Raw genomic sequence first — 26,791 nt, 5'->3', positions numbered from 1 at the left:
CGGGTCAGTGCGTGCTCAGATAATCCTCGAGGACCGGCCCCACCACGGCCAGGACCTCGGGTTCGATCATCTGGTTGTGCTCGCACTCGATCTTCACTTCCCGGATGCCTCCGGTGACGGAACTCCGCCACTCCTCCGGTGAATGCTGGTCCGTCGACGCCGATCCGGCGGCGGTGAAGAACAGCAGATCCCCGTCGAACACCTGCGGGCGGAAGTTGTTCATGATCCGCGAGGAGTTCGTGAATCCGGCGCTGATCCGCTCGAGGTGCTGCGGTGTCAGTCCCGTCTTCTGCCCGAATGCGTCGTCCAGCAACTCGACCGCCCGCTCGTAGGTGAGTTCCTCCCCGGCAACGGACTCGAGGTCCAGTCCGAGCCCGTGGAGCAACTCGGACACGGTGAGGCTCTCCGGACCCTGGTCGGTCCCGTTCGTCACGTAGCTGTCCATGACGGCCAGCGTGTCGACCGCCTCGCCTTCCCGCCGCAGTTCGACGGCCATCGCGTGGGCGATGACGCCGCCGAGCGACCAGCCCAGCAGGTGGTAGGGACCGTGCGCCTGAACCTTGCGCATCTCCAGCACGTACCGGTGCGCCAGCTGCTCGATCGACTCGAAGCTCGGGCCGCCGCTGATGATCGGCAACTGCAGGCCGAAGGCCGGCCGGTCCTGCGAGAGGTGCTGCAGGAGTCCCGCGTAACCCCACGACAGGCCGATCCCGGGATGGATGCAGAACAGTGGCGGCTTCTCCCCCGTCGGTCGCAGCGGGATGACCACGCCGAGCGCCTCGTCCACCGGCGACCCGGCCGCGTTCTCGGTGTCGACCCGCAGTGCCAGGCCGGCGGGCGTCGGGTCAAGGAACATCGACTGCAACGGGATCTGCCTCCCGAGGCGTTCCTGCAGCACCGTGATCACCCGGGTGGCGACGATCGAGTTGCCGCCGAGGTCGAAGAAGCTGTCGGCGGTACCGACGCGGTCCACGCCCAGCACCTCGGCGAAGGCCTCGACGATGATCCGCTCGGTCGCCGTCGTCGGCGCCCGGAAGGCCGCACCGGTGGTGCCGAACTCGGGCGCGGGCAGCGCCTTGCGGTCGAGTTTGCCGACCGGGGTCATCGGAATCTGATCGAGGACGACCACCGCGGACGGGACCATGTGTGCGGGCAGGCGGTCGGCCGCGTGGGTACGCAACTCCGCCGGCTCGAGGTCGTGGCCCTCGGCCGCCCGCACGTACGACGCGAGGAGCGTGTCGCCGGACGGCCCGGTGTGACCGATGGTGGCCGCGAACGCGACCGCGGGGTGGCGGGCGAGGACGGCGTCGATCTCACCGAGTTCGATGCGGAAGCCGCGGACCTTCACCTGGAAGTCGGTGCGGCCGATGTACTCGATGGTGTGGTCGCCGCGCCAGCGCACCACGTCTCCGGTGCGGTACATCCGGCGGCCGGGCTCCCCGAACGGGCAGGCGACGAACCGTTCCGACGTCAGAGCCGACCGGTTGTGGTACCCGCGTGCCAGTCCGGGTCCGGTGATGTACAGCTCGCCGGGCACACCGACCGGGACGGGCTGCAGACGCTCGTCGAGGACCAGCGAACCGAACCCCAGCGCGGGTGCGCCGATGTTCACGACCCCACCCGGACGCATCGGCGCGCTGACGCTCGCCTGGATGGTCGTCTCCGTGGGCCCGTACCCGTTGTGCATGTTGCGGTGCTTGCCCCAGATCTCCACCAGCTCCGGCGGGCAGGCCTCGCCGGCCACCGCGAGGACCCGGAGCGATTCGAGTCCCACGTCCTCGATGGACGACAGCGCGGTGGGCGTGATGAACGCGTGCGTCACCGCGTTGCGCCGGAACAGGTCCGCCAGCTCCGTGCCACCGAAGACGGTGGGCGGCACGATCACGACCCGGGCCGACGCGCCGAACGCCATCATCAGCTCGAAGATCGACGCGTCGAAGCTCGGGGACGCCAGATGCGAGACCCGGGAGTCGTGCGTGACCTGGAACCGTTCGTGTTCCTCCGCGGTCAGGTTGGCCATGCCGCGGTGAGTGACGATGACCCCCTTCGGCTTACCGGTCGAACCCGACGTGTAGATCAGGTACGCCGGGTGGGCCAGATGGAGCGGGCGCGTGCGGTCGGCGTCGGTGACCGGCGCCGAGGAGACGGCCGCGACCTGTTCGGCGAACGACTCGTCGTCGAGCACCAGCCACGGCACGGTGTCCGGCAGATTGTCGCGACGATCGGCGACGGTCAGGCCGACGGACGCCCGGCAGTCGGTGAGCATGTAGTCGATGCGGTCCCGCGGGTAGGTCGGGTCGACGGGCACGAACGCCGCACCCGACTTCGCGACCGACCAGATCGACACCACTTCCTCGATCGACCGCGGCATACCGATGGCCACGAACGTTTCCGGTCCGACTCCCTGGGCGCACAGCACCCGCGCCAGCCGGTTGGACCATTCGTCGAGTTCGCGGTAGGTGACCTGCCGGTCCTCGAAGGACAACGCCACCGAGTCGGGGTGGAGTGCCGCGGCGGCCGTCAGCAGGTCGGGCCACACCTCGGGGCGCACGTCGGGCTTGCCGCGGGCCGGGACCATTTCCTCGATCTCCGCCTCGTCGAGCAGCGGGAGGGTGCCGATCGGCCGGTCCGGGTCGGCGGTGACGGCCGCGAGGATCCGGACGAACCGGTCCGCGATCGAGCGTGCGGTCCCGCGGTCGAACAGGGAGACGGCGAAGTCGAGTCCGCCGGAAACACCCGCGGGCGCGCCGTCCCTGTCGAACTGCTCGGCCAGGATCACCTCGAGGTCTTCCTTGACCACCCGGGTCTCGAGGTCCACGTTCTCGACCCGCAGGTCCGGCAGTTCCAGTGTCGGGTTCTCGTTGTTCTGGAACTCGAGGGCCACCTGGAACAGGGGCGAGTACGAGGTGGATCGGGTCGGGTTGAGTTCCTCGACGAGGCGCTCGAACGGCAGATCCGAGTGCTGGAACGCGGCCAGGTCGGTTTCCCGGATCCGCTGCACCAGTTCGGTGAACGTCGACGCCGGGTCGATCCGGTTCCGCAGGACCAGGGTGTTGACGAACATGCCGACCATGTCGTCGAGGGCGGCTTCACCGCGCCCGGCGACGGGGGTGCCGATGACGACGTCGTCGGTGCTGCCGAGCCTCGACAGCAGAACGGCCAGCGCGGCGTGGACGGCCATGAACATGGTGGCGTTGTTGGCCCGGGCCAGTGCCGTCAGCCGCTGATGGAGGTCGGCGTCGATCGCGAACTCGACCCGATCACCCTCGAACGTCTGCTGGATCGGGCGCGGCCGGTCGGTCGGCAACTGGATGACGTCCGGCACCCCGGCCAGCGTGTCCGACCAGAACCGCAACTGCTGGTTGATCATCGATTCGGGGTCGTTCTCCGAGCCGAGTCCGGCATGCTGCCACAGCGTGTAGTCGGCGTACTGGACGTGCAGCGGATCCCACTGCGGGCCGTCGCCGCCGAGCCGTGACGTGTACGCCACCATGACGTCGCGGGCGAGCGGCGCCAGGGAGAATCCGTCCGCGCTGATGTGGTGCACCACGATCGTCAGCACGTGATGGTCGGGTGCAATCCGGAACAGGGCCGCCCGGACCGGCACGTCGGTGCTGACGTCGAACCCACGGGACACCAGATCCATGATGTGCCGCGGCAGGTCCTCCGCCGCGACCGAGACGGTGTCGACGTCCGGTTGCGCATCGGCGGCGGGCAGAATCCGCTGGGTCGGTTCGTTGTCCACCGTCGGGAAGACGGTGCGCAGCGTCTCGTGCCGTTCGAGGACGTCGGCCATCGCCAGCCGCAGGGCGTCCTCGTCCAGGGTTCCGGTCAGCCGGACGGCCAACGGAATGTTGTAGGCCGGTGAGGACGTGTCGAACTGGTTGAGGAACCACATCCGCTTCTGCGCCAGCGACAGCGGAATCCGGTCGGGACGTTCGACCGGTGCGAGAGCGGGGCGGGCGCCGCCGCTCACGCTGTCGGCGACGCGTTCGGCCAGCGACCGGACGTCGGGGGCCTCGAACAGGGCGCGCACACCGATGTCGGTGTCGAGGGCGTCCCGCAACCGTGCCGTGACACGGGTGGCGACCAGCGAGTTTCCACCGAGATCGAAGAAGTTGTCGTCGATGCCGATCCGTTCGATACCGAGGACTTCGGCGAAGATGTCCACGATCTTGCGTTCGAGATCGTTGGTCGGCGGCTGGAACTCGGTCGTGGTGACGTGGAACTCGGGCGCGGGCAGCGCCGACCGGTCCAGTTTGCCCACCGGGGTCAACGGGATCTCGTCCAGGAACATGACGCTCGTCGGCACCATGTGCGCGGGGAGCCGGGTCGACAGGTGTGCGGTCAGCTCGGCCGGGTCGACGCCGCCGGCGGTGTTGGGCAGCAGGTAGGTCACCAGGACGGTGTCACCGGACGGGCCGGGAACACCGAGGGTCGCGGCGAAGCTGACCCCGGGGAACGTGGCGATCTCGTTGTCGATCTCGCCGAGTTCGATGCGGAAACCGCGGATCTTCACCTGGAAGTCGCTGCGGCCCACGTACTCGACGGTGTGGTCGGCGCGCCACCGGACGATGTCGCCGGTGCGGTACATCCGCTCCCCTGCCTCCCCGAACGGGTTGGCGACGAATCGCTGGCTGCTCAGTTCCGGGCGCCGGTGGTAGCCGCGGGCGAGCCCCGCACCGGTGATGTACAGCTCGCCGGGAACTCCGACGGGCACCGGCTGGAGGCGTGAATCCAGCACGAGCTCACCGACTCCGCGGATCGGCCCGCCGAGAGTGATGGGGTCGCCCACCGTCATCGGGTCGCTGATGTTGGCCATCACCGTGGTCTCGGTGGGGCCGTAGGCGTTGGACAGCTGCCGGCCGGGCGCCCAGCGGGTCACCAGTTCCGGCGGGCACGCCTCGCCGCCGAACACGACGTGCTGGAACTCGTCGAGCCCCGTCGGGTCGACGGTGGACAGCGCCGCGGTGGTGACGAAGGCGTGGGTGACGTGTTCGGACCTGATCAGTTCGGCCAGTTCCGCTCCGCCGTACACCGTCGGCGGTGCGATCACCATCGTGGCGCCGACCCCGAACGCCTGCAGGTACTCGAACACCGATCCGTCGAAGCTGGGCGTCGAGAAGTGCAGTGTGCGGGACGTCTGTGCGGCGGCGAAACGCTGCCGCTGGTCCTCGGCGAAGTTGTCGAGGCCCTCGTGCGTGACCACGACGCCCTTCGGCTTGCCCGTCGAACCGGAGGTGTAGACGATGTAGGCGGCGTTGTCGAGGCTTATCGGCGACCGTCGATCCGAATCAGCCACCGGCAGCGCAGGTTTCGACTGGCAGGCCTTCTCGAACTTGGGTGAGTCGAGCTGCAGCCACGGCACCGAGTCGGGCAGCGCCTTCTCGTACGCGGCCATGGTCAGTCCGATGGTGGCACCCGAATCGGTGAGCATGTGCTCGATGCGGTCCATCGGATAGTTCGGGTCGACGGGGACGAACGCGGCGCCCGTCTTGGCCACCGCCCACACGGCGAGGACCGACTCGATCGACCGGGGAATGCCGAGCGCCACGAACGTCTCCGGGCCTGCGCCGCGGGAGATGAGAACCCGGGCGAGCTGGTTGGAGCGTTCGTTGAGTTCCCGGTAGGAGACGTTGCGGCCCTCGAACGTCAGCGCCGTGCGGTTCGGATCCAGTGCGGCGGCGTCCTCGAAGATCTGCGGCAGCGTCCGGACGGAGAACCCGGGGCGGCCGCGCACCGGCGCGAACTCGGCGAGTTCGGCCTCGGTGAGCAGTTGCATGTGGGCGAGCGGGATCTCGGGCCGGTCGGCGAGGGCGTCGAGCACCCGCTGCAGCCGGTCCGCGATCTCGTCGACCGCGCTCTCCTCGAAGACCTCGGGGAGGTACTCGAACTTGAAGTTCAGCCGAGCGTCCCCGGAGGCGACGACGGCGAGCGGGTAGTGCGCGGAGTCCTTGCCGTCGATGCCGGTGACGAACATCCCGGCGATGTCGGTCTGTTCCGTCAGCCCCGCCTCGTCCACCGGATACGACTCGAACACGGTCAGTGTGTCGAAGGCACCGCCGCCGCCGACCGCCGACTGGACGTCGGTCAGCCCCACGTAGTGGTGATCGAGCAGTGCGGCCTGTTCGCTCTGCACTCGTTCGAGCAACTCGCCCAGCGACTCCCAGGGGTCGAGGGTCACTCGTACCGGCAGGGTGTTGATGAACAGACCCACCATCGATTCGATGCCGGCGATCTGCGGCGGCCGGCCCGACACCGTCCCGCCGAACACCACGTCGGAGCGGCCGACCAAGCCGCCCAGCACGATTCCCCACGCCGTCTGGACGACGGTGTTGAGGGTGAGCCCGCGTTCGCGACTCAGGTCCCGCAGCCGGGTGGTCTGCTCCTCCGACAGTGTGAACGCGGTCTCCTCCGCGACGGCGGAGTGCGCCTCACCCCGCTCCAGCGGGGCGAGAAGCGTCGGCTCCTCGACACCGTCGAGCGCGGTGCGCCAGGCGTCGAGGGAGTCCGTGGTGTCGTGCCGCTTCATCCACGACAGGTAGTCGCGGTACGAGTGGACCCGGGGCAGCAGGCTGCCGTCGGCGTCCAGCGCGTACAGCGTCAGCAGGTCACGGATGACCAGCGGAGTCGACCAGCCGTCGAGCAGGATGTGGTGGTTGGTCAGGATCAGCCGGTAGTCGTCCGCGGTGAGCCGGACGAGGGCGAGGCGCAGCAACGGCGCGTTCGCCATGTCGAACTTCACCGACCGGTCCCGTGCCACGATCCGGTCGTATTCGCGGGTGGTCTCGTCGGGGTCGAGTGCCGAGAGGTCGAACTCCGACCACGGCAGTTCGACGTGCTGCTGGATGATCTGCGCGGAGGCGCCCGCGCTGTCGTGGACGAACGCGGCCCGCAGGTTGGGGTGCCGGTCCAACAGGGCCTGCCCGGCCCGGCGGAACCGGTCCGGGTCGACCTCGCCGCGCAGTTTCAGCGCCAGCTGCACCAGGTACGGGTCGACCGTGGCGTCCGAGAACTGGGCGTGGAACAGTAATCCCGATTGCAGCGGCGACAGCGACCAGATGTCCGACAGCGCCGGGAACCTGGCCTCGAGCCGGTCGATCGCGTCCTGGTCGAGGGTGACCAGGTCCAGATCGGACGGGGTCACGCCGCCGGCGTCGGGCCGCGCGACGTGGGTGGTCAGCGCGGTCAGCGCCTGCACCCACAGCTCGGCGAGCGCGCGGACCTCGCACGGGGTGAGGACCCCGGTCGGGAACGCCCAGGTGGCCCGCAGCCGGTTGCCGTCGGCCCCGGTGCCGGTGACGGCGTTGATGTCGAGCGCCGACGCCACCGGGATGTCGGAGGCGGGGATGTCGTCGAGCTTCGTGTCCGTCACCGGAACCCAGGCGTGACCGTGGATGTCGGTGGACGTCGCGCCGCCCAGCCGGCCCAGGTAGTTGAACGTGACCTGCGGCTTCGCCAGCGCCCGCAGCTGATCCGCGGTCTCCGGGTCCAGATAGCGGAGCATGCCGTAGCCGATGCCGTGGTCCGGGATGGCCAGCAGCTGTTCCTTGATCGCCTTGACCGCGGACCCGGCGGCCTTGCCACCGGCGAAGGCGTCGTCGAGGTCGATCCCCGACAGGTCCAGGCGCACCGGGAACATCGCCGTGAACCAGCCGACGGTGCGGCCCAGATCGGCGCCCGGCAGCACCTGGTCCTCGCGGCCGTGGCCTTCCAGGCTGACCAGCGACTCCCGCGTGAAGTCGCCGTGCGTGCGACGCCACTGGGCCAGTGCCAGCGCCAGCGCGGTCAGGAGTCCGTCGTTGACGCCGCCGTGGAATGCCTCCGGGACACGGGTCAGCAGTGCGTCCGTGACATCGGCGGGCACCTCCACGGTGACCTTCTCGACGGTCCCCGCCACGTCGATCGCCCCGTCGAGCGGCCGCGATCCGATCAGCGGGTCGTCGGCCTCGAGCACCCGGCGCCACAGTTCGATCTCGTCGGCGCGTTCGCGTGTCGCCTCGACGAGTCCGTGCGACCAGCGCCGCATCGACGTGCCGACCGGCTCGAGGACCGGTTCCTGACCCGCGGAGACCTGCGCCCACGCGGTCGCCAGGTCGGGGACGAGGATCCGCCACGACACACCGTCGACCACCAGGTGGTGGGCCACGACCAGCAGCCGCCCGCCCCCGTCGCCGGCGTCGAACCACACCATCTGCAGCATCACCCCGGCCTCGGGGTCCAGTCGTCCTGCCGCGGCATCGAGTTCACGGGTCGCGATTTCCGCGAACCCGGAACCGACCACCGACGGGACCTCGACACGGTGCAGCACGTCGTCCACGTCGACCGCGCCCACGGCCTGCACCTCGATCCGCCACTGCGGCTCGGCACCGAGGAGACGGGCCCGCAGCATGTCGTGGTGATCCACGACGGCGGCGATCGTGCGCTTCAGCAGAGTCTCGTCGGCCGCGGCGGGCAGGGAGAGCAGCGCGGTCTGGGTGTAGCGGCGGAAGTCGCCGCCGCGTTCGAGCAGCCATGCGGTGATCGGGGTGACCGGCAACTCGCCGATCCCGCCGCCGGGCAGTTCGTCGAGTACCACCACGTCGGCGGCGCCCGCCCAGGAGGCGGCCTCGGCGAGCGCGGCAACGGTCTTGGCCTCGAACACGTCGCGCGGCGTGAGCACCACACCGGCGGCCTTCGCGCGGGCCACCAACTGGATCGACATGATGCTGTCGCCGCCGAGGGCGAAGAACGAATCGTCCACACCCACCGATTCCAGACCGAGCACCTCGGCGAACAGACCGGCGAGGATGGTTTCCATCTCCGTGGCCGGGGCGCGGCCCGCCGACACCCGGGCACCGAAGTCGGGTTCCGGCAGCGCGCGGCGGTCGAGTTTGCCGTTGCTCGTCAACGGCAGCGCGTCGAGCACCACGAGGGTGGCGGGCACCATGTACGAGGTGAGCTGGGTGCCGACGAATTCGAGCGCCGACGACACCTCGACGGTGGCGCCGGATTCCGGAACCACGTAGCCGATCAGCCGGTGACCGCCGTGCCCGTCGTCGCGGGTGAGGACGACGGCCTGGGCGATGCCGCGGTACCGGAGCAGCGCGGATTCGATCTCGCCGAGTTCGATGCGGAAACCGCGGATCTTCACCTGGAAGTCGCTGCGGCCCAGGTACTCGAGTTGGCCGTCGGTGTTCCAGCGCGCCAGGTCACCCGTGCGGTACATCCGCGCCCCGGGACGGAGCGGGTCGGCCACGAACCGGGTCGAACTGAGCCCGGCCCGGCCGAGGTAGCCGCGGGTCACCTGGTCACCCGAGACGTACATCTCCCCGATGGTGCCCGGGGGAACCGGGTGCAGGCGCCGGTCGAGGACGTGGACGTGCAGCCCGGCGATTCCGCGCCCGATCACGCTGGCCGACGCGGACTCGGCGAACTCGCGGTCGAGCGCCAGGTAGCTGACGTGGACCGTCGTCTCGGTGATGCCGTACATGTTCACCAGGGTCGGGGCGGAGTCGTCGTGCCGCGAGTACCAGCGGCCGAGCTGACCGAGGTCGAGAGCCTCGCCACCGAAGATCACGTACCGCAGCGCCAGTGCCGCCGCGTTCACGTCGATCTCGGAGACGATGCGGTCGGTCTCGGCGAGCTGATAGAACGCGGTCGGGGTCTGATTGAGCACGGTGACCTGCTCGTTCCGCAGGAGTTCGTGGAACATTTCCGGGGACCGCGCGGTGTAGTAGTCGACGACGACGAGTCGGCCGCCGTAGAGCAGCGGACCCCACAGCTCCCACACGGAGAAGTCGAACGCGTACGAGTGGAACATCGTCCACACGTCGTTCTCGTCGAACCCGTAGAGCGGCTGCGTGTTCGCGAACAGCGTCAGCACGTTGCGGTGCGAGACGACGACGCCCTTGGGGCGGCCCGTCGACCCGGAGGTGTAGATGACGTACGCCACCGATGCGGAGTCGAGCGGTGCCACCCGGTCGGCGTCGGTGATCGTCGCCGGCGACTGCTGCGCGAGGTCCGTGGTGGTCTCGGGGTCGTCGAGCAGGATCGCCGGGGTCTCCGAGTCGGGCAGGGCGGAGACGTCCCCCGTCGTGGTGATGACACAGTTCGGTGCGGCATCCTCGAACACGAACGCCAACCGGTCCGCCGGGTAGGTGATGTCGACGGGCAGATAGCCGCCGCCGGTCTTGATCACGGCCAGCAGGGCGATGATCAGATCGCAGGTGCGTGGGAGTGCCACGGCCACCAGCGTTTCCGGCCCCACTCCCTGGGAGATCAGCAGGCGGGCCAGCCGATTCGACCGGGCGTCGAGCTCCGAGTAGGTCAGTGCGACGTCCTCGGACGTCACGGCCGTGGCGTCGGGGAACCGGGCCACACTCTGCGCGAAGCGGTCCGCGAGGGTGGCGGTGCCCGCGTCCACTCCGGCGGTGTTCCATTCGGTCGCCATCGCCGACCGCTCGGCGGCGTCGGTGATCACGATGTCACCGACCGGGGCCTGCGGGTCGGAGGTGACGGCGCCGAGGATGCGCAGGAACCGTTCGGCGAACGTGCGGACGGTGCCGGCGTCGAACAGATCGGTGGCGAAGATGAACGACGCGGCGATGCCCGATGCCACCCCGTCCACGTCGAATCCTTCCTCGACGCTGAGCTGCAGGTCGAACTTGGCGACCTCCAGATCGAAATCGACGGCGGCCGCGGTCAGTTCCGGGAGCTCGAGCCGCGGTGTCTCGTTGTTCCGGAACTCGAGCAGCGCCTGGAACAGCGGCGAGTGCGCGGTGGAGCGCTCCGGCGCGAGGACGTCGACGAGCCGCTCGAACGGCAGATCGGAGTGGTGGAACGCGGCGAGGTCGGTGGACCGCACCTGATCCATCAGGGTGCCGAAACCCTCCGCCGGGTCGACGGCGCTCCGCAGCACCAGGGTGTTGACGAACATGCCGACCATGTCGTCGAGCGCCGCGTCACCTCGGCCCGCGATGGGTGTGCCGACCGCGATGTCCTCGGTGGACGACAGCGCCGACAGCAGCACCGACAGGGCCGCGTGGACGGCCATGAACATGGTGGAGTTGTGCTTGCGCGCCAACGCCGCCAGCGCCCGGTGCACGTCCGCCGGGATCGTGAAGTCGACCTGCGCACCGCGGAACGACTGCTGGACCGGTCGCGCCCGGTCGGTCGGCAGCTGCAGGAGTTCGGGCAGGTCGGCCAGCTGATCCGTCCAGTACCGGAGTTGCTGGGAGATCAGCGATTCGGCGTCGCCCTCGTCGCCGAGGAGTTGGAGCTGCCACAGCGTGTAATCGGCGTACTGCACCGACAGCGGGTTCCACTGCGGTGCGCTGCCCGCGATGCGGGCGGCGTACGCGGTCATGACGTCCCGCGCGAGCGGGGTCAGTGAGAATCCGTCGGCGCAGATGTGGTGCACCACGATGACGAGCACGTGATCGTCGGGGGCGAGTGCGAACAGCGCCGACCGCATCGGCACGTCGGCCGTCACGTCGAAGCCGGCGGTCGCGAGACCGGCGATGTGCTCGCGGAGTTCGTCCTCGGACACCTCGAGGATCTCGAGGTTCGGCGTCCACTGCCCCGGGGAGAGCACCACCTGCGTCGGTTCGCCGTCGTGGGACGGGAACACGGTCCGCAACGATTCGTGGCGGACGAAGACGTCCGTCACCGCCGCGCGCAGCGACTCCACGTCCAGGTGACCGGTCAGCCGCACGGCCAGGGGGATGTTGTAGGCCGCCGACGATGTGTCGAACTGGTTGAGGAACCACATCCGCTTCTGCGCCAGCGACACCGGAACGTGCGCGGGCCGCGGCATCGGGCCGAGCGGGATCCGGACGTGGGCACCGTCCTGCGCGGGTGCGAAGGCCGTCGACTCGATGAGGCGGGCCAGCTGATGGATCGTCGGCGCCTCGAACAGGGTGCGGACGCCGATGTCGGTGTCCAGTTCCGCGGTCAGGCGCGCGGCGACACGGGTCGCGATCAGCGAGTTTCCGCCGATGTCGAAGAAGTTGTCGTCGATGCCGACTCGTTCGATTCCCAGGACCGTGGTGATGACGTCGGCGATCGTGTGTTCGAGGACCGTCGACGGCGGCCGGAAGTCGTCCGACGTGGGCAGGAACTGCGGTTCGGGCAACGCCGCCCGATCGAGCTTGCCGACCGGGGTGAGCGGGATCTCGTCGAGGATCATGATGCTCGACGGCACCATGTGTGCGGGCAGCAGGTTCGCTGTCCACTCCTTCAGTTCCGGCGGTTCGAGCACCGACTCGGCCTCGGGCAGCACGTACGACACGAGCACCGTGTCGCCGGCGGGACCGGGGCGCCCCAGGGTGACGGCGAACGCGACGGACGGGTGCCCGGCGAGTGCGCTGTCGATGTCGCCGAGCTCGATGCGGAAGCCGCGGATCTTCACCTGGAAGTCGGTGCGGCCCAGGTATTCGACCGTGTGATCGGACCGCCACCGCGCGAGGTCGCCGGTGCGGTACATCCGGTCACCCTGCTCGCCGTAGGGGTTGGCGACGAACCGCTCACTGGTCAGCCCGGCGCGAGCATGATAGCCGCGGGCCAGACCCTCACCGGAGATGTAGAGCTCGCCGGCGACGCCGACGGAGACCGGTTGCAGCCGCGAGTCGAGAATCACCTCGGAGACGCCGCGGACGGGGGCACCGATGGTGACCGTCTCCCCCACCTGCAGGTGGTCGCTGAGGTTGCTCATGATGGTGGTCTCGGTGGGGCCGTAGCCGTTGTACATGGTGCGGCCCGGTGCCCACCGGGTCACCAGCTCCGGAGGGACGGCCTCGCCACCGGCGACCACGTTCTGGAACACCTCGAGACCCTCGGGGTCCACGGAGGCCAGCGCCGCGGGGGTGACGAACCCGTGGGTGACGCCCTCGGTCCGGATCAGTTCCGCGAGTTCCTCGCCGCCGTACACGGACGGCGGCACGATCACCATGGTCGCGCCGACCGCGAACGACAGCAGGTATTCGAGGACCGACGCGTCGAAACTCGGCGAGGAGAAGTGCAACGTCCGCGACGTCGAATCCGTCGCGTAGCGGGTCCGCTGTTCCTCGGCGAAGTTGTCGAGGCCGCGGTGGCTGACCACCACGCCCTTCGGCTTGCCGGTGGAGCCGGACGTGTAGATGACGTACGCCGGGTGTGCGAAACGCAGGGGCACCACGCGGTCGTCGTCGGTCACGGTGTCGGAGGACATCGCCCGAATGGCGGCGTCGGTGTCGGGGTCGTCGAGGGTCAGCCAGCTGACCGTGTCCGGGAGCCGGCCGTGGTCGGCCTCCAGGCGGAGTCCGAACGTGCACCCGGAATCCGTGACCATGTGCTCGACCCGCTCGCGCGGGTAGGTCGGATCGACGGGAACGAACGCCGCGCCGGTCTTGGTGATCGACCACACCGCGAGGACCGATTCGATGGACCGTGAGATACCCAGGGCCACGATGTCTTCCGGGCCGACGCCGCGGTCGATGAGCAGGCGCGCGAGCTGGTTGGACCGTTCGTCGAGTTCCCGGTAGGACATCCGGCGGTCCCCGAACACGAGCGCGGTCGCGTCACCCGCCGCAGCGGCCGTGTCGGTGAACATCTGCGGCAGTGTGCGCACGGACCGGCCGGGCCTGCCGCGGGCCGGAACCAGTTCGGCTTCCTCGACGTCGGTGAGCAGGCGCAGTTGCGCGAGTTTCATCCCGGGGTGCTCGGCGAGCGCGATCAGCGCCCGGACTATCCGGTCGCCGATCCGCTCGACGTCTGCCCGGTCGAACAGGTCCTCGACGTATTCGAGCTTCAGCTGCAGATTCTCGTGCGCCGAGGCGATCAGCGCGAGCGGGTAGTGGGCGGCGTTCGCGCTGTCGTGGACGTCGAGGACGTGCATGCCGGCGATGTCGGTCTGCTCGGTCAGCCCCTCCCGATCGACGGGATACGACTCGAACACGGTCAGCGTGTCGAAACCGGCGCCGGGCCCGGCCACCGACTGGATGTCCGTCAATCCGACGTAGTGGTGATCGAGCAGAGCGGCCTGCTCACCCTGGATGCGTTCGAGCAACTCCCCCAGCGTTTCTCGCGGATCGAGAACCACCCGGACCGGCAGGGTGTTGATGAACAGGCCTACCATCGACTCGATCCCCGCGATCTGCGGTGGCCGACCGGAGACCGTCCCACCGAAGACCACATCGGAGCGGCCGACCAAGCCGCCCAGCACGATTCCCCACGCGGTGCGGATCAGGGTGCTGAGGGTCAGCCCGTGCTCGCGTGCGAGCACACTCAGCTGATCGGTGCGGTCGACGTCGAGTTCGACGAGCAGTTCACTGGACTGCGTCTCGCTCTGCACCGGCGCGTCGGCAGGGGCAAGCAGCGTCGGCTCCTCCACCCCGGCGAGGGCACGCCGCCACACACCGAGGGAGTCCTCGGTGCTGCGATGCGACATCCAGGTGAGGTAGTCACGGTACGGGTGCACCCGCGGCAGCGCCGCGGCGTCACCCTCCGTGGCGTACAGGGTCAGGAGGTCGCGGATCAGCAGCGGCATCGACCAGCCGTCGAGCAGGATGTGGTGGTTGGTGACGATCAGGCGCTGCTCGTCCCCACCGACCTGGATCAGCATGAACCGCAACAGCGGCGGGGTGGCCATGTCGAACCCACGGCGCCGGTCGGCGTCGAGGAGTCGCACGATCTCGGCTTCGCGGCTCTCCGCGTCGAGACCGGACAGGTCGATCTCCGTCCAGGGCAGTTCCGCGTACCCGTGGATCGCCTGGACGGGGGTGCCGCCCTCGTCGTAGACGAACGACGCCCGCAGGTTCGCGTGCCGGTCGAGCAGGGCCTGCCCGGCCACCCGCATCCGGGACGGCACGGCGCCGCGCAGTTCGAGTGTCACCTGCACGGTGTACGAATCGATCGTCTGGTCGGCCAGCAGTGCGTGGAAGAGCAGTCCGGACTGCAGCGGCGACAGCGACCAGATGTCGGAGAGCGCCGGGAAGCGCGATTCGATGCGGTCGATGGCGTCCTGGTCGAGGCTGACCAGTTCGAGGTCGGACGGGGTCACGCCACCCGCGTCGGGGCGGGCCGCGTACGTCGTGAGCGCGGTGAGCGCCCGGACCCACAGTTCGGCGAGTTCCCGGACCTCGGCGACGGTCAGGACACCGGCCGCGTACGCCCAGGTGGCGCGCAGCTGAGGCCGGTCCTCCACCTCGGTGGTGACCGCGTTGACGTCGATGGCCGAAGTGACCGGGGTGTCGAGGTCCTGTGCACGGTCCATGTCGACTTCACCGGTCGGCGTCCAGCCGGCGCGGGTGGCCGCCTCGGACAGGTCGGCGGCGAAGCGTCCCAGGTAGTTGAAGCTGATCTGCGGCAGCGAGCGGGCCGCGAGCAGCGGTGCGGTGTCGGCGTTGAGGTACCGCAGCATGCCGTAACCCATGCCGTGGTCCGGGATCGCGAGCAGTTGTTCCTTGATCGCCTTGATCGCGGAGCCGGCAGCCTTGCCGCCGTCGAACGCGTTGTCGAGGTCGATTCCCGACAGGTCGAGACGCACCGGGAACATGGCCGTGAACCAGCCGACGGTGCGGCCCAGATCGGCGCCCGGCACGACCTGGTCTTCGCGGCCGTGGCCCTCGAGGCTCACCAGTGTCCCCTCGACAGACCGGCCGTGCAGGGTGTGGCCGCGAGTGCGCCGCCATTGGGTGACCGCCATCGCCAGCGCGGTGAGCAGGCCGTCGTTGACGCTGCCGTGGATCGCCTCCGGCAGAGCCGTGAGGACCGCTTCGCTGACCTCGGCGGGCAGTTGCACCGTGACGCGGCCGACGGTCGCGTTGACGTCGATGTCGGGGTCGAGTGGACGGCTGCCGACGAGCGGGTCCTCGCAGTCGAGGATGCGCTGCCACAGGTCCAGTTCGGCTGCCCGGTTCGCCGCCTCGTCGACCAGTCCGTGCGCCCACCGGCGCATGGACGTGCCGACCTGTTCGAGGACCGGTTCCTGGCCTGCCGAGATCTGCGCCCACGCGGTCGCGAGGTCGGGGACGAGGATGCGCCACGAGACACCGTCGACGACGAGGTGATGCGCGACCACGAGCAGGCGGCCGCCGGACTCCCCGGCGTCGAACCACACCACCTGCACCATGACGCCGGCCGCGGGATCGAGCCGGTCCAGCGCGGCGTCGAGTTCCGCGATCACCGTCGCCGCGAACGCCCGGGTTCCCGGGGCCGTGGACACGGCGACCCGCCGGATCAGGTCCTGCGCGTCGACCGCACCGACCGGGCGGACGGCGAGGTGCGAGTCCTCGGCGGAGACGATCAGCTGCGCGCGCAGCATGTCGTGCCGGTCGAGGACGGCCTGGAACGTGGCGGCCAGGGGTTCGAGTTCGCGGAGGTTCGGCGGTGCCGTCAGCAGCGCGGACTGCGACATCCGGTTGAACTCGCCGCCCCGTTCGAGGAGCCACTTCGTGATCGGGGTGGTCGGCATGTCGCCGACTCCGCCACCGGGCAGTTCGTCGAGTACCACTACGTCGGCGGCGCCCACCCACGACGCCACCGCGGCGAGACCGGAAACGGTCTTGGCCTCGAACACGTCGCGCGGTGTCAGCACCACACCCGCCGCCTTCGCGCGGGCCACCAACTGGATCGACATGATGCTGTCCCCGCCGAGGGCGAAGAACGAGTCCTCGACACCGGCGGAGTCGAGACCGAGGACCTCGGCGAACAGTCCGGCGAGCACCTCCTCCATCTCCGACACCGGCGCGCGGCCGGTCGACACCCGGGCCCCGAAGTCCGGCTCGGGCAGCGCGCGGCGATCCAGCTTGCCTGCGGGAGTGAGCGGCAACTCGTCGAGGACGATCAGCGCGGACGGCACCATGTACGGGGCGAGGAATCCGCCGACGAAGTCGAGGACCGCCTCCGGGTCGAGTTCCGCGCCTGCCGTGGGGACGAGGTACCCGACGAGCCGGTTGGCGCCGGTGCTGCCCTTGTGCGCGGAAACCACCGAGCGGGCGACCCCCGGGTAGCGCGTGAGGGCGGTCTCGATCTCGCCGAGTTCGATGCGGAACCCGCGGATCTTCACCTGGAAGTCGCTGCGGCCCAGGTACTCGAGCTGGCCGGCACCGTTCCAGCGCGCCAGGTCACCGGTCCGGTACATGCGGGCCCCGAGGCCCCCGTACGGGTTGGCGACGAATCGCTCCGCCGTCGTGCCCGCCCGGTCCTTGTAGCCGCGGGCCAGACCGGAACCGGTGACGTACAGTTCGCCGGTCACCCCGTTGGGCACCGGGTGCAGGCGTGAATCGAGCACCATCTCGCCGGTTCCCATCGGCGGACGGCCGATGGTGACGCCCTCACCGGGGATCATCGGTCCCGTCACGCTCGACACGACCGTCGCCTCGGTGGGGCCGTAGGCGTTGAACATCCGCCTGCCCCCGGTCACCCACTGCGCCACCAGCTCCGGCGGGCACACGTCGCCACCGGTGGCAACACATTCGAGCTGGTCGAGGCCCGCGGGGTCCACGGACGCCATGGCGGCCGGGGTGATGAAGGCGTGCGTCACCCGGCCCTCGCGGAGCACGTCGGCGAGTTCGGTGCCGCCGATGACGGACGCCGGCACGATCACCATGGTCGCACCGGAGCCGACCGCCAGCAGCAGTTCCAGGATCGACGCGTCGAAACTCGGCGACGAGAAGTGCAGTGTGCGCGACCGCGGGGTGACCCCGAAGCGGATGCGTTCGTCGGTGGCGAAGTTCGCCAGGCCGCGATGGGTGACGACGACACCCTTCGGGGTGCCGGTGGACCCGGACGTGTAGATCAGGTAGGCCGGGTTCTCCAGCGCGAGCGGGTGGGTCCGGTCGGCGTCGGTGACGACCGCGGCGGAGTGCGCACTCACCTCGTCGTCGAATCCGGGTGCGTCGACCACGACGTAGGACGTGCAATCCGGCAGCGTGGGACGGAACTCGGCGACGGTGAGCGCGAGCGCCGCGCCGGAGTCGCTGAGCATGTGAACGATCCGGTCGGTCGGGTAGTTCGGGTCGACCGGAACGAATGCGGCACCGGTCTTGGCGACCGCCCACAGTGACAGCACCGACTCCGGCGACCGCGCCAGCGCCAGCGCGACCACCGATTCCGGACCGATTCCGCGCCCGATCAGCAAGCGGGCGAGACGGTTCGACCGCTCGTCGAGTTCGCGGTACGTCACTTCACGGCCCTCGTAGGACAGCGCGGCCGCCTTGGGATCGACGGAGGCCGCGGCCGCGAGCAGTTCGGGCAGCGTCCGCGGTTCGGCGTCGGGCCCGTCCATCACCGGGGTGAGCGCCGCACGTTCGGACGCCACCATCAGGTCGATGTCACCGACGGCCATGCCCGGCTCGGACGTCACCGCGTCGAAGATCCGCTGCAGGTAGTCGGCGAAGCCGGCGATCGTAGACGCGTCGAACAGGCTCGACGCGTAGGTGAAGGCCGCGGAGATCCCGGCGGGCTCCCCCGACACCCCGAATTCCTCCGTGAGAGTGAGTTGCAGGTCGAAGTTGGAGATGTCGGTGGCCAGGTCGAGGCCGGTGACGGTCAACCCGGGCAACTCCAACCGCGGCCGCTCGTTGTTGCGGAACTCGAGCACCACCTGAAACAGCGGCGAGTGCGACGTCGCGCGTTCGGGCGAGATCGCATCGACCAGCCGCTCGAACGGCAGATCCGCGTGGTGGAAGGCGTTCAGGTCGGTGTCGCGGACCGTCGACAGCAGGTCGGTGAACGTGCCGGCCGGTTCGACCGGGGTCCGCAGCACCAGGGTGTTGACGAACATGCCGACCATGTCGTCCAGGGCGGCGTCGCCACGACCGGCGATGGGGGTGCCCACCGACACGTCGTCCGTGTCTCCCAACCGGGCGAGCAGCACGGCCAGCGCCGCGTGCACGGCCATGAACACACTCGAATTGTGTTCGCGGGCAGTCGTGATCAACCGGCTGTGCACCTGCGGATCGATGCTGAACGAGTGGATGCCGCCGCGCATCGACTGTTGCGTCGGCCGGGGGTGGTCCGTCGGCAGCGCGAGCAGTTCCGGAAGCCCGGCGAGCGTGTGCGTCCAGTAGTCGAGCTGGGCGGCCAGCAGGCTGTCGGGGTCCTCGGCGTTGCCGAGCACCCGATGCTGCCAGAGCGCGAAGTCGGCGTACTGCACCGGCAGCGGCGTCCAGTCCGGTGCCTGCCCCCCGGTGCGGGCCGCGTAGGCGGTCATCACGTCCCGGGCGAGCGGGGCCATGGAGAAGCCGTCGGCGCTGATGTGGTGGACGACGATGACGAGGACGTGCTCGCCGGGATCGGTGCGGAACAGGGCGGCGCGCACCGGCACCGCCACCGTGACGTCGAAGCCGGCGCCCGCCAGTCGCGAGATGTGCTCGGGAAGTTCCGCTTCCGTCGTGGCGATCGGCGACAGATCCGGCACCACGTCCTCGGTCGGCAGGATCACCTGGAGGGGTTCGCCCTCCACCATCGGGAACCGGGTGCGCAGCGACTCGTGCCGGTCCATCACGTCGGCGACGGCGTCCTGCATCGCGTCCTCGTCGAGGTCGCCCGTCAACCGGACCGCGAGCGCGATGTTGTAGGCCGGGGAGTCGAGGTCGAACTGGTTGATGAACCACATGCGCTTCTGCGCCAGTGAGACCGGCAGTCGGTCGGGGCGCACCCCGGCCACCAGCGGCGGCCGTTCGGCGCCCTGCACGGCCTCGGACTCGATCCGGGTGGCCAGTGTCGCGACGGTCGGGGCGTCGAAGATCTCCCGGACCCCGATCCGGCTGCCCAGCGCGGCGTTGACCCGCGCCACCAGCCGGGTGGCCACCAGTGAGTTGCCGCCGAGGTCGAAGAAGCTGTCGTACACACCGATACGGGGCGCGTCGAGCAGATCCGCGAAGATCGAGGCGAGGATCTCCTCGATCGGGTTGCGCGGAGTGACGAATTCGGCGGACGGGCTGAGGAATTCCGGCTCGGGCAGTGCGCCCCGGTCCAACTTGCCGGTGGCCCCGAGCGGGAACCGGTCGAGCACGATGATCCGGGTCGGCACCATGTAGGCGGGCAGCGCCTCCGCCGCCGCGTCGCGCACGACGGCGGTGTCGATGTCGGCGCCGGCCACGGGGATCACATAGCCGACGAGGCTTTCGCCGGTGGCCTCGCTGCGGTGCACGGTGACGACCGCCTGCGCCACCGACGGGTGCGCCAGCACGGCCGCCTCGACCTCGCCGAGTTCGATGCGCTGACCGCGGAGCTTGACCTGGAAGTCGCGACGGCCGATGTACTCGATGTTGCCGTCGGCACGCCAGCGGACGACGTCGCCGGTGCGGTACATCCGCTGCCCCGGCGCGCCGAACGGGTTCGCCACGAACCGGTCCGACGTCAGATCGCTGCGACCGACGTAACCGCGGGCCAGCTGGATACCGGCCAGGTACAGCTCGCCGTGCACCCCGACCGGCACCGGGTGCAGCCGCGAGTCGAGGACGTACAGTTGCGTGTTCCACACGGGCGCGCCGATCGGGACCGAGGCCCGGTCGCCTTCCGTGCACTCCCAGTAGGTGACGTCGACCGCGGCCTCCGTCGGGCCGTACAGGTTGTGGAGCGCCGCGGATCCGAAGTCCCGGAACGCGTCGGCGGTCGCGGGCGGGAGCGCCTCACCACTGCAGAACACCTGGCGCAGCGAACCACAGAGTTCCGGTTCGGCGCCTGCCGTGAACACCGCCAGCATCGACGGCACGAAGTGCATCGTGGTGACCTGATGGTCGGCGATGACGTGGGACAGGTACGTCGGGTCGCGGTGACCGTCCGGCGCGGCGAGGACGAGTCGGGCACCGACCTCGAGGGGCCAGAACAGTTCCCACACGGACACGTCGAACGTGACGGGGGTCTTCTGCAGCACCACGTCCGTGTGATCCATCCGGTAGGTGTCCTGCATCCACAGCAACCGGTTCACGATCGCGCGGTGGCTGACGGCGACCCCCTTGGGCCTGCCCGTCGATCCGGACGTGTAGATCACGTAGGCGGTCGAATCGGGGTGGATCGGACCGCCCCGCTCGGCGTCGGTGATCGGGGTGCTCGGCCGCCGGGACAGGTTCAGGGTGTCGATCTCGATCACCGAGGCACCGGCCGCGCTGTCGACGCCCTCGCACCGGTCGCGGGAGGCGGTGAGAACACATGCGGGTTCGGCACTCTCGATCACGTACGCGATCCGCGAGGCCGGATGGTCGGGGTCGAGCGGAACGTACGCTGCCCCGGTCTTCTCCACCGCGTAGATCGCGATCATCAGCTCGAGTGAACGGCGCAGGGCGACGGCGACCCGGGATTCGGGTCCGACGCCGCGGGCGAGGAGTTCGCGTGCCAGCCGGTTGGCGCGGGCATCGAACTCCGCGTACAGCAATTCCTCCTCGGCGAACACCACGGCCACGGCGTCCGGGGTCCGTGCCACCTGAGCCTCGAACAGGCTGACCAGGGTGGCCGAGCCCGGTACTGCGACGTCGGTGTCGATCCACTGCTCGAGCATCCGCTGGGTCTCGTCCGCGCCGATCAGGTCGATGTCGCCGACCTTTGCGTCCGAGCCGGCGGTGATGGTTTCGAGCAGGGTGACGAAACGTTCGGCCAGCGCCGTCATCGTCGGCGGGTCGAACAGTTCCGACGCGTACGAGAATTGGACGTCGATCGCACCGGGGGCGCCGGAATCCTCGGTGTGCTCGGTGAGGATGACCTGGAGATCGAACTTGGCGGCGCCGGTCTCGAGCGCCTCGACCTCCACGTCGAGTCCGGGCAGCTCGAGCCGTGTGTTCGCGAATCCCTGCAGCACCAGCATCACCTGGAACAGCGGTGAATGTGCCTCGGAACGGGTCGGCTTCAGTTCGTCGACGAGCCGCTCGTACGGCAGATCGGTGTTGCTGAACGCCTCCAGATCCACGGAGCGGGTGTGCGAAAGGATCTCGGGGAAGCTGCGATCGGGGTCGACGGTGGTGCGCAGGACGACGGTGTTGACGAACATGCCGACGACGTCGTCGAGTTGCCGTTCCCCACGACCGGAGACCGGGGATCCGATCGACACGTCGGACGAGCCGCTCGACCGGGACAGCAGCACCGCGAGGGCGGCGTGCACCACCATGAACAGGCTGGCGTCGTTGGCGCCTGCGATCTCGAGCAGCGCGGCGTGGATGCGTGCCGGGATGGAGAAGTCTGCGGTGGCGCCGATCATCGACTGCCGGGCCGGGCGCGGGCGATCGGTCGGCAGATCCATGACCTCGGGGGCACCGTCGAGGGTGCGGGCCCAGAACGCCAGCTGCCGGGCGAGGAGGCTCGTCGGATCGTCGGGGGAACCGAGCAGCTCGCGCTGCCACACCGCGAAATCGGCGTACTGCACCTCGAGCGGCGCCCACTGCGGCGTGTCGCCGGCGGCGCGGGCGTGGTAGGCCACCATCACGTCCCGGGTCAGCGGTGTCATCGACAGGCCGTCGGCGGCGATGTGGTGCACCACGAACACCAGCACGTGATCGTCGGTCGCGGTGCGGTAGAGCTCCGCCCGGATCGGCGGTTCGACGGTGACGTCGAAACCGGTTGCGGCGTCGGCGATCAGGCGGGATTCGAGCTCGTTCTCCGCCACCTCGACCGCGTCGAGGTGCGGGCTCACCTCCGCGACCGGCAGAACCACCTGGATGGGTCCGTTGGGAGTGTTCGGGAACACCGTCCGCAGCGACTCGTGCCGGGTGAGGACGTCACTCACCGCGGTCCGCAGTGCCTCCACGTCGAGCGTGCCGCGCAGCCGGATACCGACGGGAATGTTGTAAGCGGGCGAGGCGGTGTCCAGCTGATTGATGAACCACATCCGCTGCTGCGCCAGCGACACCTGCACCGGGCCGGAACCGGCCCGCGGGGCGAGCACGGGGCGGGCGGAGGTGCGGGGCCCGAGCGCGTCCACACGGGCACTGAGCATCGCGACGCTGGGCGCCTCGAACAGATCGAGCACCCCGATCTCGGTGCTCAGGGCCACGTTGACCCGGGACACCACGCGGGTCGCGACGAGGGAGTCGCCGCCCAGGTCGAAGAAGCTGTCGTCGACGCCGATGCGCTCGACGCCCAGGAGCGCCGCGAACACCTCCGCGATCTGCATCTCGGTCGGGGTCACCGGTGCCCGGTAGACGGTGGACGTGGCCTCGAACTGCGGTTCCGGCAACGCCTTCCGGTCGAGTTTGCCCGCCGGGGTCAGCGGGACCTCGAGAAGCACCATCACCCGGGCGGGCACCATGTGCGCGGGCAGTGCGGCGGCGGCGTGCTCGAGGATGTCGCCGACGACGATGTCCGTCCCGTCCTCGGGGAGCACGTACGTCACCAGCACCGTGTCGCCGGACGGGGCGGTCCGTCCGACCGTGGTCGCGAACGCCACACTCGGGTGCGAGCGGACGACGGCGTCGATCTCGCCGAGTTCGATGCGGAACCCGCGGATCTTCACCTGGAAGTCGGTGCGGCCCAAGTATTCCAGCTGTCCGGCGGCGTTCCAGCGCGCCAGGTCGCCGGTGCGGTACATCCGCTCGCCCGGCGTCCCGTGGGGGTCGGCGACAAACCGTTCGGCCGTCGGGATCGACCGATTGTGGTACCCACGTGCCACACCGTCGCCGGTGATGTACAGCTCGCCGGGGACCCCGGCCGGGACGGGGTGCAACCGCGAATCGAGCACCAGCAGACCGCAACCGCGGGACGGACGGCCGATCGACACCGGTTCACCGACCGTCAACGGTCCTGCCACGCTCGCGACGACGGTGGCCTCGGTGGGTCCGTACGCGTTGAACATGACGCGCCCCGGCGCCCACTGCGCCACCAGCGCAGGAGGACAGCTCTCACCGCCGGTGACGACGCACCGGATGTGGTCGAGCCCGCTGGGATCGACGGAGGCGAGCGCGGCCGGGGTCACGAACGCGTGCGTCACCCGTTCACGGCGCAGCAGGTCCGCGAGTTCGGTGCCGCCGTACACCGTCGACGGTGCCACCACCATCGTGGCGCCGGCCCCCACCGCGAGAAGCAGTTCCAGGATGGAAGCGTCGAAACTCGGTGAGGAGAAGTGCAGGGTGCGGGACCCCGCGGTGACGTCGAACCGCTGCCGCTCGTCCTCGGCGAAGTTGGCCAGGCCGACGTGGGTGACGACGACGCCCTTGGGTGTGCCGGTGGAGCCGGACGTGTAGATGAGGTAGGCCGGGTCCGCGGTCCGCAGAGGGCGGAGACGGTCGGCGTCGGTGAGCGTGCCTGCCGCGTGCTTCGCCAGGTCGCGGCCGAACGACGCGTCGTCCATCACGAGCCACGGCGTGGTCGCGGGCAGCGACGACCGGTGCGCTGCCACGGTGAGACCGACGACCGCACCGGAATCGGTGAGCATGTGCTCGATGCGATCGGCCGGATAGTTGGGGTCGACCGGGACGAACGCGGCCCCGGACTTCGCGACCGCCCAGGTGGCCAGCACCGACTCGATCGACCGCGCGATCGCCAGCGCCACAACCGAACCCGGCCCCACCCCGTGGCCGATCAGCATGCGGGCGAGACGGTCCGACTGCTCGTCGAGTTCGGGGTAGGTCAGGGTGCGGCCCTGGTAGACGACGGCGTCCCCGGCTCCGCCCGCCTCCACGGCGCGCGCGAGCAACGCGGGCAGCGTGCGGGGCTCCACCGAGGGTTCGTCGCGAACCGGCACGAGTTCCGCGTATTCGACCTGTTCGAGGAGGTCGACGTCCCCGATCGGCGCGGTGGGGTCCGCCGTCACCGCCTGCAGGATGCGGACGAAGCGCGCGGCGAGGGCTTCCGCGCTGTCGCGGTCCCACACGTCGGTCGCGAACCGCAGCCGGCCGTTGATGCCGCCCGTCTCCGATTCGGTGAGGGCGAGCACGAGATCCAGCCCCAGCGCGCGGTGTTCGCGCTGGATCGGGCTGACCGTCACGTTCCCCGACGTGTCGTGCGGGTGCCCGCCGTCGGTGAATTCGAGCATCACCTGGAACAGCGGCGTGTGCGAGGGATCGGATTCGGCCCCGAGGGCGGCGACGAGATCGTCGAAGGGCAGCGCCGCATGCGCGAACGCGGCGCGGTCGGCGTCCCGGACCCGGCTCAGGTGGTCGACGAACGACGATGCGGTGTCCACCTGCGACCGCAGGACGGTCTTGTTGAAGAATGCTCCGGCTTCCGGGTCGTCGGAGTCGTCCGCTTCGCGCCCGACGATCGGCGTTCCGATCACGACGTCGTCGGTGTCGCCCAGCCGGCCCAGGAGAACGGCCAGCGCGGCGTGCAGCGTGGTGAAGATCCCGGTGCCCGCCTCCTCGGCCAGTCGTGCCGCGCGGAGCTGCACGTCCGCGTCGACGGCGAACCCGACGACCTCGCCCGCCCCGGCCCGCTCGGCGGGACGCGGACGGTCCAGCGGCAGGGCCGTCACCTCCGGCAGACCCGCCAACTCCCGCTTCCAGAACGCGAGCTGGGCCTCCCGCTCGAGGAGCCGCGCGCCGAGGCGTGCGCTCTCAGCGTGAATGTCGGCGGTCCGTGTCAGCGGCTCGGCGGTGACGAACTCCTCGACCAACTCCACGAACCTACGGTGGTGGGCGCGCAACTCCTCCGAGCCGTATCGGTTGGGGTTGCCGCGGAAATCGAGGAGCGTCTGGCCGTCACCGCTCTGGTAGATGTTGACCAGCAGGTCGTCCACCGGGCCCGACGTCACGATGTGGTACTCGCCCGTGACCGTGCCCAGCGTGAACGCCTGGTGGAACAGCATGACGTTCACCATCGGACCGGCGAGACCCTCCGCCGTCCCGGCGAGTCCGGCATCGCGGCGGATGTCCTCGAGACTGCACCGCTGATGGCGCAGCGCACCCATCAGTTCGAGTTGCGTCCGCTGCACGAGCTCGGCCACCGTGTCCTCCGGCCGGACGGAGATCCGCAGCGGGGCGACGTTGACGAGCATGCCACCGGACCGCTGCAACGGCGCCGTGGTGCGCGCCGACACCGGAAGGTTGATGAGCACGTCCCGCTTCCCCGTCATGCGGGACAGATAGCAGGCGAACCCGGCGAGGAGCACGGCCGCCGAGGTGGCGCCGACCCGCTGATCCGACTCCCCGAGGAAACCCAGTGCGGTTTCGGAGATCTTCGCGCTCTCGAGCCGGCTCTTCGCCGCCGCGGGTGCGTCGTGGGTGGCGAGCGTCGAACCGTGCTCGATGCCGACAATGCGTTCGGCCCAGTACAACCGGTCGTTCTCGAAGCGGCTCGACGCCCGGTACTTCTGGTCCAGCTCGTAGAGTTCGCGCAGATCCAGCGCACGGTTCGGTTCCGGTTCGGTGCCCTCGACCGCCGCGGTGTACAGCGCCGCGATCCGGTTCACCATCGTCATGCCGCTGTACCCGTCGAGCGCGACGTGGTGAATCCTGGTGTACCACAAGTAGTGCCGCTCACCGACCTGGAGGACCGTCATCTCGACGAGCCGGTCCCGGGTCAGCCGGAGCGGTGTCGCGTAATCCTCGTCGATCCACGCCTGCGCGGCCGCCATCGGGTCGGACTCGCCCCGGAAGTCGAGGAAGCCGATCGACGGGTCGATGCTGAAATCGACCTCCTGGTAGGGCTCCCCGTCGACGTCCAGCAGTCGCAGGAACGGCGACTGGAACTCCTGACCGGCCCGGACCGCCGCGTCGCTCAACAGGTCCAGGTCGATTTCGCCCCGCAACTCGATGTACTGCGCGATGAACTTGGGAACCGTGGGGCTCAGCTGTTGGGCAAACCACATGCTCCGTTGCACCGAGGAGAGCGGGAAGGCCCCTTCGGGAACGTTCACATCTTCGGCGCCGTTATTCGGCTGCGGCGAATTCACACTCGTCAT

1 protein-coding gene is annotated in these 26,791 nt (G+C 69.7%); it reads right to left on the bottom strand.

Translation table 11 applies throughout. The features are described 5' to 3' along the window. Positions 1-4 precede the first annotated feature (4 nt). Positions 5-26,791 (bottom strand): non-ribosomal peptide synthase/polyketide synthase, encoded by a 26,787-nt coding sequence (locus WKC72_RS22755; protein WP_370179344.1) that lies wholly within the window; start codon positions 26,789-26,791, stop codon positions 5-7.

Source organism: Rhodococcus wratislaviensis (assembly GCF_041228765.1).
In the GTDB taxonomy this organism is placed as follows: Bacteria; Actinomycetota; Actinomycetes; order Mycobacteriales; family Mycobacteriaceae; genus Rhodococcus_F; species Rhodococcus_F wratislaviensis.
This window is presented reverse-complemented; position numbering and strand designations above follow the sequence as displayed.